This is a genomic window from Mycobacterium sp. IDUB_17, from assembly GCF_055419465.1.
Window position 1 is genome coordinate 477530 of sequence record NZ_JBVAXS010000005.1, and the last position, 11073, is coordinate 488602.

Genomic DNA, 11073 nt, shown 5'->3' on the forward strand with positions numbered 1-11073 from the left:
TTTGCCCGCGGGGGTGCTCGCTGAGGATGAGCGTGACACACGACGGGCGGCATTCACCCAGGTGCTACGCCGGCGGCAAGCCTCCGGAACCGATCGCCGTGATCGGCGTCGGCTGCCGCGTCGCGGGCAATGTTGCGACACCGGCGGAGTTCTGGAACTTCCTGGTCGAGGGGCGCAGCCACGTGACCGAGGTGCCCAAAGAACGCTGGGAGCCTTACCTGCGGCGTGATCCGCGCAATGCCGCGGTGCTGCGCGAGGTCACCCGACTGGGCACCTTCCTCGATGATCTGGCCGGCTTCGACGCCGAGTTCTTCGGAGTATCACCGCGTGAGGCCGAGGTGATGGACCCCCAGCAGCGGCTGGCGCTCGAGGTCAGCTGGGAGGCACTCGAACACGCCGGGGTGTCGCCGAGGGCGCTGGCCGGCAGCGACACCGCGGTGCTGATGGGCGTCAACTCCGACGACTACGGCAAATTGATCATGGAAGACCTGCCCGGGATCGACGCGTGGACCGGCATCGGGACCTCGCTGTGCGGCATCGCCAACCGGGTCTCGCATCTGCTCGATCTCCGTGGTCCGAGCGTGGCGTTGGACGCCGCATGCGCGGCCTCGTTGGTCGCGGTGCACCAGGCCTGCCAGATGCTGCGTGCCGGCGAGACGTCGCTGGCCCTGGCCGGCGGGGTCAGCGCGCTGATCGGCCCGGGCCTGACCCGGGTCCTCGACGAGGCCGGGGCCACGGCCCCCGACGGCAGGTGCAAGACCTTCGATGCCGCCGCGGACGGTTACGGGCGGGGTGAGGGCGCCGGCGTGGTGGTGCTCAAACGACTTGCGGACGCCGAACGCGACGGTGACCGAATCCTGGCCGTGGTGCGTGGTGGTGCCACGGCTCAGGACGGGCGCACGGTGGGCATCATGTCGCCCAACGGCGCCGCGCAGGCGGACATGTTCCGCCGCGCCTGCGCGATGTCAGGCGTCGACCCGGCCGGTGTCGGCTATATCGAGGCACACGGAACCGGCACTCCCACAGGCGATCCCACCGAGGTGGGGGCTCTTGCCGAGGTGTACGGCGTCGGGCGGGTCGAGGCGGACCGGTGCCGCGTCGGGTCGGTCAAACCCAACATCGGCCACCTGGAGGGCGGCGCCGGCGTGATGGGACTGATCAAAACGGTCCTGGCCCTGCATCATGAGGCGATCCCGCCCACCGCCGGGCTGCGGCAACTCACCGGCGCGGTGGACTGGGCCAACAGCGGGCTTCGGGTGCCCATCGAGGTCGAACCCTGGGCACGCACCGATACCCCGCGCCGGGCCGCGGTGTGCAGTTACGGCTACGGCGGTACCATTGCGCATGTCCTGCTCGAAGAGGCTCCGGCACAACAGAACATGACGCGGCACGCGTCCGGTCCGGTGATCATCCCGATCTCGGCGCGCTCTCCGCAGCGGCTGGCGCGCCAGGCCGAAGCGCTGGCCGATCATCTGCGGGCAGGCCATCAGGACCTGGCACCGGTGGCCGCCACATTGTGGACCCGGCGTACGCACGAACCGGTCCGGGCCGCGGTCGTCGCCGAACATCGGCATGAACTGATCGCCGGCCTCGACGCACTGTCCCGCGGGGATTCCGGCGCCGGGGTGGTCACCGGCGAACTTCCGGGCGGTCAGGTCGCCGACGCGGTGTGGGTGTTCTCCGGGCACGGTTCGCACTGGGCCGGAATGGGCCGTGAGTTGCTCACGGCCGAACCAACTTTCGCCCGTGTCATCGACGAAGTCGACGAGGTATTCGGGCGCGAGCTCGGGTTCTCCGCGCGCGAGGCGTTGAGCACGGGAGAGCTCGGCGGCACCGACCGGATCCAGGCGCTCACCTTCGCGATGCAGGTCGGACTGGCCGCGGTACTGGAGCAGCGGGGAGTGCGTCCGGCCGCGGTGATCGGGCACTCGGTCGGCGAGGTGGCGGCCTGCGTGGTCTCCGGGGTGTTCGAGTTGCGTCAGGGCGCCGCCGTGGCCTGCTACCGGGCCCGCGGCTTCCGATCCGTGATGGGTTGCGGTGCCATGGCTTTGGTGCGTCTGCCGTTCGCCGAGGCCGCGCAGCGGCTGACCGGCCGCACCGATGTGGTGGCGGCCATCAGCGCATCGGCGGAATCCTGTGTCATCTCGGGTCTCACCGACGCCGTCGAGGAGGTCTGCCAGTCCTGGGGTGAGCAGGGCATCGTGGTGCGCCGGGTGAATACCGACGTGGCATTCCACAGTCCTGCGATGGACGATCTGACCGGCGCCCTGGCCGAGAACGTCGCCGGGCTCGATCCGGCCCGGGATGCGGTGATCCCGCTCTACACCACGGCTTTGCCCGATCCCCGCTCCACTGCGTCGAGGGACGCCGACTACTGGGTGCGCAACCTGCGCGGGCAGGTCCGGTTCGCCGAGGCCGTCACGGCGGCGGCAGAGGACGGACACCGGCTGTTCCTTGAGGTGTCCGCCCATCCCGTGGTGTCGCACTCGATCGTCGAGACGCTGCTGCACCTGGGCGTCGACGACCACGCCGTCATCCCGCTGCTGCGTCGTGACGCGCCCGAGTCGACGGCCGTCACGACCGCGGTCGCCTCGCTGTACTGCCACGGCGCCGATGTCGAACATGGTGTCGCCGAGACTGATCCGTGGGCCGCCGACCTCCCGGTCACCCAATGGCAACACCGGCACTTCTGGCGGGTGCCGTCCGCCGCACCCGGCGGGCGGGCGGTGCACGACACCACCGGCCACACATTGCTGGGTGGCCGCACCGACGTGGCAGGAACCGTCGCCACCCGGATGTGGCAGACCCGGCTGGACTTCGACAATCGGCCCTACCCCGGCGACCACCCGGTACAGGGCACCGAAATCGTGCCTGCCGCAGTACTGCTGAATACCTTCCTGGCGGCGGCCGGTGGTGGCGCCGGGCTGACGGACATCCGGCTGCGCACGCCCGTGGCCCCGGCCCGCGCCCGCGATCTTCAGGTGGTGCTGGCCGACCGCGAGCTGACCCTGGCCTCGCGGTTGGCGGATGCCACCGAGGACCAGGGCGGCGGGTGGCTGACGCACAGCAGTGCGGTGGTCGCCCTCGATGACGGTGCGGACGACGGTGGCGCACCGGCCATCGACCTGGCTGCGGCCCGTGCGCGCTGCACCGAGGCCCTGCCGGCGCGGCATGTGATCGACTCCCTGGCCGAACTCGGGGTTGCCGCCATGGGATTCGGTTGGGACATCAAGGATTTGCGCCGCGGTGAAGGCGAACTGCTGGCCCGGGTGAGCTCCGGATCCGACGGCGCGCAGCCCAGCACCTGGGCCTCGCTGATGGACGCGGCCACCTCGGCCGCCTCGACGAGCTTCGACGGCCCGCCGCGGCTGCGGATGCCTGCCCGGATCGAACGGGTGCACGTACTTGGCGCGCCGCCGGCGACCGCGATGCTGTCGGTGCGGCGCAGGCCCGGTACCACCACCACCGACGTGGCGATCACCGACGAGTCCGGGTCGGTGCTGTTGTCGATCGGTGGGATGGCCTTCGAGGAGTTGGAGAATCCGGGGCGCGCTGCGTCGGCGACCGACGTCCGCCGGATCGTGCACCAGGTGTCGTGGCATCCGGTGTCGGCTCGCGGCGGGCGGTCGCCCAGTGGCGTGGTGCTGGTCGGCGGAGATGTCGACCGGCTGGAAACCGCGGTCAACGACCTGACCGCGGCCGCCGTGCCCTACCTGGCGGTGGAAGACCCCGCCGAACTGGAGTCGAGCATCGAATTCGGCTCATTACCAAGCGAACTCGGCGACGCCCCGGTCGTGCTGGTGTTGCCGCGCGATGATGACTCACCCGGGGCTGCCGTCGACCTGGTGACCGGGACGCTGGCCCTGCAGCAGCGCCTGGGTCTGTCGGCGCGGCTGTGGGCGCTCACCGTCGGCGTCCATGAGGGCGCCAACGTGACCCACGCACCGTTGTGGGGTCTGGGCCGGGTCGCCGCGGCCGAGCACCCGCAGTTGTGGGGCGGTGTCGTCGACGTGGCCGACGGACGCCTGCCACTCGACGCGCTGGGGTCGCTGGCCGGACATGGTGTGCTGGTGGTTCGCGACGGGTTGGCGTTGGCCGCCCGCCTCTCCGCTTCGGGTTCGGTTTCGGCCGCGACGGTGCAGGCGAGCCCGATGCGGTGCGCACCGGGAGGCACCTATCTGATCACCGGCGGCACCGGCGTGCTCGGTCTGCGGATGGCTCAGCGTTTGGCCGATCTCGGTGCCCGCCGTCTCGTGCTTCTGTCCCGCTCGGGCCTGGGTGACCGTTCGGTCTGGGCGGCCGGCGAGCAGTCGGCGGCGGTGCGTGCGGTGACCGCACTCGAGGATCGTGGGGTGTCGGTCACCGTCGCCGCGGTCGACGTCGGTGCGCCCGGATCGGCCGACGCCCTGCGGGACGTGTTGCGCCCGCTGCCGCCGGTGCGCGGTGTCATCCACGCCGCCGGCGTAGAAGCCGGTGCGCTGCTGATGAACACGACATCCGACGAGTTCGCCGCCGCCATGCATCCGAAGGTGCAGGGGACACTCGTGCTGCACGAGGTGTTCCCGCCCGAGCAGCTCGACTGGATGGTGCTGTTCTCGTCATGTGGCTACCTGGCCGGGTTCCCGGGGCAGGGCGCCTATGGCTGCGCCAACTCGTTCCTGGACGGAATGGCCCGGCACCGGCGCAGTCTGGGCGACCGGACCACCGCCGTCGCCTGGACGGCGTGGCGTGGGCTGGGGATGGGCTCGGCATCGGAGTTCGTGGCGGCTCAACTCGATGCACTCGGCATGGGCACCGTCGGCGCCGACGACGCGATGGGCGCGCTCGACCTGGCGATGCGTGAGGATGCGGCCAACGTCGTGGTGCTACCAATCCTTCCCGCGGCCGCCGCGGTGCCGATCCTTGCGGATGTCGCACCCGAGGAAGAACCCGACGACGCATCGGAGCCGCCCTCGTCGAGCACGGGGGAGTTCGATCCCGATCAGGTGGCGGCCCATGTGTTGACCGCGGTGGCAAGTCAATTGGGGCTCGCGGAGTCCGACGTGAACGTCGACCTGCCACTGGTGGAATTGGGCGTCGACTCGATCATGACGGTGCGGCTGCGCCGCCAGCTGGAGAAGCAGACCGGGCTGTCGCTGCCGCCGACCCTGTTGTGGGAGCATCCCACCGCAGCCGCCGTGACGGCCAGGATCATCGAGCTGCTGGAGGCTGGGATGGGCTGTGAGGTCAAGGCGTAGCGGTGGGCGCCCAGCCTGTCAGGCTGATGATTTCCGCGGCGATATCGGAGACGGTGCGACCGTCCGTGGGGATCTGGTGTGTTGTGGCCGCGGCGCCGGCCCGCAGGCGGTCGTCCATGTGGGAACTGGACGCGAGGTGTTGATCGAGTGTCGAGCCGATTTCGCGCTGGCTGAGACGTTTTCGAACTGTGGTATCGGTGCAGGTGAGCAGGATGGTGAGGACGGTGGGTTTGTCGCCCATCGCGGTGGTGAGGTGTTCGACGACGTCTGGTAGCACGCAGGCGGTATTGGTGTAGATCAACCGGCGATAGCCCAGTGCGCGGTAATTTGCCCACATCGCTGCGAGGTTTTGTTCGGCGAGCTTGTGTTCCCACGGGGCGGGGTAAGCCATGTCGAGGAAGTCGCCGTCGATCAGACAGTGAGAGACGCCCGCGACGCTCAACCGGGCGTGCATCTCAAAGCTGGTGCTGGTCTTGCCGGTCCCGGATCGCCCGCCGATGAATACCACCTCGCTGGTCATGTCGGGCAGTGTCGTCCATGGCGGCGCCAGGCGCGAGACATTTTCAGCCGAGGGGCAGCGACGTCACGAGCTTCTTCTTGTCGACCTTGCCCACCGCCGTGGTGGGCAGCGTCGACATCGGGACCAGCACGTCGGGCCGGGCGTGAACCGATGCCCCGCGTTGGTCCAGGAACTCGTTGAGCTGGACCAGGGTGATCGGTGCGCCCTTGAAAACCACCGCAGCGCAGATCTTTTCGCCGAGGTAGTCGTCGGGAAGCGCCACGGCGGCAGCCGCGTACACCGCCGGGTGAGTCAGCAGGTGGTCCTCGAGGTCGGTGGCCGACACCGTCTCGCCGCCACGGTGGATGACGTCCTTGATCCGGCCGGTCACCTCGACGTAGCCCGCGCGCGGCCCGTCGGTGAAGATCCGGACCCGGTCCCCGGTGCGGTAGAACCCGTCGGGGCTGAAGGACCGGGAATTGGCCTCCTCGGCGCGGTAATAACCGTTGAGCGTGTAGGGGCCGCGCACCAGCAGCTCCCCTTCCTGCCCGGGCGCAACCTCGTGGCCGTCCTCGTCGACCACCCGCATCTCGTCGTGCGGTGACATCGGCCGGCCCTGGGTGTTCTCCACCACGTCCACCGGGTCGCCGGGCCGGGTGAAATTCAGCATTCCCTCGGCCATTCCGAAGATCTGCTGCAGTCCCGGGCTCAGCCCCTGACGGATGAAGCGGGCCTCCTCCGGGGACATCCGTGATCCGCCCACCTGGACCACGCGCAGTGACGTCGGCAGTATCGGTTCCCAGTCGCAGGCCTGGGTCCACAGCTTGGCCAGGGCGTTGACGAGTCCGGTCACCGTGACGCCGTGGCTGTTGATCAGAGCGAAGGCGGATTCGGGGCTGGGGTCATCGGTGTAGACGGTCGTTGCCCCGACGGTCATGGAGCCGAGCAGGCCGGGGCAGGCGAACGGAAAGTTGTGCCCGGCGGGCAGTACCGCCAGATACACGTCGTCGTGCACCATTTCGCAGGCTTGTGCGCACGCCGCGGCGTTGTAGAGGTAGTCGTCGTGGGTGCGGGGGATGAGCTTGGGCAGCCCGGTCGTTCCGCCGGACACCAGGAGTACGGCCGGACCGCTGGTGTCGACGGTGACGTTCGGCGGTCCCGAGTCATCGAAATCTTTGAGGGCCGACCAGGATTGGAAGCTGCCGGGGTCGCCGTCGACGAGGACGTGACGCAACCGCGGGTGTTCGGCGACGAGCTGAGCCGCCAGCTCGCGGTGGTCGAATCCGGCGATGATGTCGGGGATCACCAGTGCGACGGCTCCGCTGACCTCGGCGAAGTGCCCCAACTCGGCCGACCGGTGACCGGGCAGGCACAACACCGGGACCGCCCCTGCGCGAAGCAAGCCGAAAGCGGCGACCGCGAATTCGCGCGTGTTCGGCAGCTGTACCAGGACGCGGTCGCCGGGGGCGATGCCCCGGGCGGCGAGTGCCGCGCCGATGCGATCGGCGAGTGCGTCCAACTCGGCGAAGGTGTGGCCACCGGTGGCGTCGACGACGGCCGGCTTGTCCGGCCAACGCTGCGCGGCCTCGCGCAGGATGCTGTCGAGCGCTTTGCCCTGCCAGTACCCGGCCTGGCGGTACACCTTGGCGCGGTCCTCTGGGAACGGTGCGAATCCGTTTGCCAGCTCGGCCTGTTCGTGGTCAAAACCGGTGGTCATCGGTGTTCTGACTCCCCTTGGGTAAGTGTGTCGGCAGATCGAATATAGGGTAACCTCCACTAAGTTAGGGCAGCCTTTACTAATTGTTTGGAGGATGGTGAGCGTGGTGGCGACGAGTTCCCGGACGGTCCGCGACGAGGTCGCCGAACTCCTGGGGGTCAGCCCTGACGATGTCGATCCCGACGCCGACCTGATCGCATCCGGGCTCGACTCGATCCGGATGATGTCGCTGTCGGGCCGCTGGCGTAAGCAGGGCATCAATGTCGGATTCGCCGCCCTGGCGGCCAATCCCACCGTCGCCGCCTGGATCGGCCTGGTCGCCGAGCATTCCCCGGACGCCCCGACCCAGGACCCCGGTCCCGAAATCGGTGGGGCCGCCGGTGATGACGGCGAACCCTTCCCGCTGGCGCCCATCCAGCACGCCTTCTGGATAGGCCGCAACCAGGATCAGCAGCTCGGCGGAGTCGGTGCCCACCTGTACGTCGAATTCGACGGTGCCGGTGTCGATCCGCAGCGACTGCAGACGGCGGCGGCGAAACTTGCTGCGCGCCACCCGATGCTGCGGGTCGAGATCCTGCCCGACGGCACCCAGCGGATCGGTGACCGCCCGCTGCCCGTCACCGTGTACGACCTACGTGACCTGGATGAGGCTGCGGCACAAGCGCAGTTGGAGCTGACCAGGAAATCCAAGTCCCATCAGATGCTGCACGAGGAGGTGCTGCAGCTGAGCCTGTCTCTGCTGCCCGGTGGACGTAGCCGTCTCCATGTCGACATGGACATGCAGTGCGCGGACGCGGTGAGCTACCGCAACTTCATGGCGGATCTGGCCGCGTTGTACCGCGGCGTCGATCTGCCGGATCTCGACTACACCTACCGCGAATACCGGGCCCAGCTGACGGCTTCGGTGCCGCCGCCGTCGGAGCAAGATCTGCAGTGGTGGGCCGAACGCGTGCCCGATCTGCCGGATCCGCCTGTGCTGCCACTGGTTCCGCTGTCCGATCAGGGCAACCCGCACCGCAGCATCCGGCTGTGGGAGACGCTCGACGTGCCGACCCGCGACGCATTGTTCGCGGCGGCCCACCGGCGTGGCATCACCCCGGCCATGGCGGTCGGGGCGTCATACGCCAATGCGCTGGCGCACTGGTCGACCCAGTCCAGGTTCCTGCTCAACCTGCCGATGTTCGGCAGGGAGCCGTATCACCCCGATGTGGACAAGCTCGTCGGTGACTTCACCTCATCGCTGTTGCTCGACATCGACCTGACCGGAGCCGATACCGCCGCGGCCCGGGCCCGGGTGGTGCAGGAGACGCTGCACGCCACCGCTGCGCATTCCTCGGTGTCCGGTCTCGATGTGCTGCGCGACGTGAGCCGGCACCGTGGCAGCCAGACGCTGGCCACCATCGTCTACACCAGTGCGCTCGGGCTGGGCGATCTGTTCGCCGGCGACGTCACCGACCACTTCGGCGCGCCGGTCTGGACCATCTCGCAGGGACCCCAGGTGCTCATCGACGCTCAGGCCACCCCCATCGCCGAAGGCCTGATGATCAACTGGGACGTCCGGGTCGAGGCGTTCCGACCCGGCGTGGCCGAGGCGATGTTCGCTTACCACCTGGCCGAACTGCGCCGCCTGGCCACCGACGACGCGGCCTGGGATGCCCCTGATGCACCCGCGGCCTCGGAGCAGCAGCGGCGGGTGCGGGCCGAGCTGAACGCGACGGCCTCGGCGCCCAGCGGCGATGTGCTGCACACCGGTTTCCTGGCCAACGCGGTCGCCACCCCGGAGGCGCCCGCGGTGTTCAGCAGCGCCGGGAATCTCACTTACGGCGAGCTGGAGGACAAGGTGCTGGCCGTGGCGGCCGCCCTGCAGTCCCGCGGCGTGTGCCGGGGCGAGGTGGTCGCGGTGCTGGGCCCGAAGAGCGTCGAGCAGGTCATCGCGTTGCTGGCCGTCTCGATGGTCGGAGCCGCGTATCTGCCGGTCGGGGTGGATCAGCCGGCCGACCGGGCGGCACGCATCCTGCACACCGGGGGAGTCGACTTCGCGCTGATCTGTGGTTCGGGGTCGGAACATCCCCACCTGCCGCACCTGACCGTTGCCGACGCCGAGATCATCGGCGATCCGGCACATTTCGAGCCGATCGAGGTCAAGCCGGAAGATCTGGCGTACGTGTTGTTCACGTCGGGCTCCACCGGCGAGCCCAAGGGCGTCGAGATCACCCACGACGCGGCGATGAACACCATCGAGTTCATCAACGACCATTTCGAGATCGGGCCGGCCGATCGCTGTCTGGCGTTGTCCCACCTGGAGTGCGACCTGTCGGTGATCGACGTCTACGGGACTTTCCGCTCGGGTGGCTCGATGGTGGTCGTTGACGAGGAGCACCGCCGCGATCCGGACGTCTGGGTCAAGCTGATCGACGAGCACCAGGTCAGCGTCCTGCACTTCCTGACCGGTTGGCTGGAGATGCTCGTGGCTGCCGGCGGAGCGCGTGAATCCCTGTCGTCGCTGCGGGTGGTACCGACCGGCGGGGACTGGGTGCGTCCGGACCTGGTGCGTGCACTGCGCGCCGCGTCGCCGCGGGTGCGCTTCGCCGGGCTGGGCGGAGCCACCGAGACCGCGACGCACAACACGATCTTCGAAGTCGGATCCGGTGACGACGCGCTGCCCTCGCACTGGACCTCGGTGCCGTTCGGCGTCCCGCTGACCAACAACTGCTGCCGGGTGGTCGACGCTCGGGGCCAGGACTGCCCCGACTGGGTTCCGGGTGAGCTGTGGGTCGGCGGTCGCGGCATCGCCCGCGGATACCGCGGCCGTCCTGACCTGACCGCTGAACGGTTCGTCGAGTACGACGGGCGCCGCTGGTACCGCACCGGGGACCTGGTGCGGTCCTGGCCCGACGGCACACTGGAATTCGTCGGCCGGGCCGATCACCGGATCAAGGTCAGCGGCTTCCGTATCGAGCTGGGTGAGGTCGAGGGCGCCTTGTGCCGGGTTCCCGGTGTGGATGCGGCGGTAGTGGTGCTGGTGCCGGTCGAGGGCGGCCACGATCTGCTCGGCGCGGTGGTGCGGGCGGATGAGGCCGGCAGGGATGCGGAGACGGTCGCTCAGGTCATCCGGACGGCACTGGCCGAGCTGGTACCCGCACACATGGTTCCGCAGGTGCTTCTGGTCGCCGACGAGATTCCCTACGCCCGGGGCAAGACGGACCGCACGGCGGCAGTCCGGATGCTCTCGGCGGTCGGCGCCCCCGAGGCCAGGGGGTACCGGGCGCCGTCGGACCCGCTGGAAACGGCCCTGTGCGCGATCGTCGGCGACGTTCTCAAGCAGTCCGGCGTCGGTGCCGACGACGATTTCTTCGCGCTCGGCGGGGACTCGGTGCTGGGCACCCAGCTGGTGGCGCGGATCAGGGACTGGCTGGACACCTCGACCGTCATGGTCGCAGATGTCTTCGCGGCCCGAACGGTCGCCGAGATGGCCGCGCTGCTGGCCGGCCGGGAGGCGGGATCGGACCGTCTGCAGTTGGTTTCCGAGCTGTATCTCGAGGTCGCGGGCATGGACAGCGCCGATGTGGCGTCCGAGTTGGAACGCACGGCCCCAGAACCCGCGTTCGGCAACTAAGGTT

General features: G+C 69.3%; 4 protein-coding genes. 2 read left to right on the plus strand and 2 right to left on the minus strand.

The features are described from left to right. The first annotated feature begins 26 nt into the window (after positions 1-26). Positions 27-5237, plus strand: a complete 5211-nt coding sequence (locus ACZYZ7_RS23175) for a type I polyketide synthase (protein ID WP_463741904.1) — start codon at positions 27-29, stop codon at positions 5235-5237. Here ACZYZ7_RS23175 and ACZYZ7_RS23180 read toward each other — a convergent pair. After that, positions 5227-5757: a DEAD/DEAH box helicase family protein gene (locus ACZYZ7_RS23180; RefSeq protein ID WP_463741905.1), complete on the minus strand. Its 531-nt coding sequence runs from the start codon at positions 5755-5757 to the stop codon at positions 5227-5229. The genes ACZYZ7_RS23175 and ACZYZ7_RS23180 overlap by 11 nt on opposite strands. A 43-nt stretch (positions 5758-5800) precedes the next feature. Next, a complete protein-coding gene (locus tag ACZYZ7_RS23185; RefSeq protein ID WP_463741906.1) occupies positions 5801-7453 on the minus strand; it encodes a (2,3-dihydroxybenzoyl)adenylate synthase in 1653 nt (550 codons plus the stop codon). A gap of 94 nt (positions 7454-7547) precedes the next feature. On the opposite strand from ACZYZ7_RS23185, the gene ACZYZ7_RS23190 reads away from it, so the two are divergent. After that, complete coding sequence (locus tag ACZYZ7_RS23190) at positions 7548-11069, plus strand: non-ribosomal peptide synthetase (RefSeq protein WP_463741907.1); 3522 nt, start codon at positions 7548-7550, stop codon at positions 11067-11069. The last annotated feature ends 4 nt before the right edge of the window (positions 11070-11073 follow it).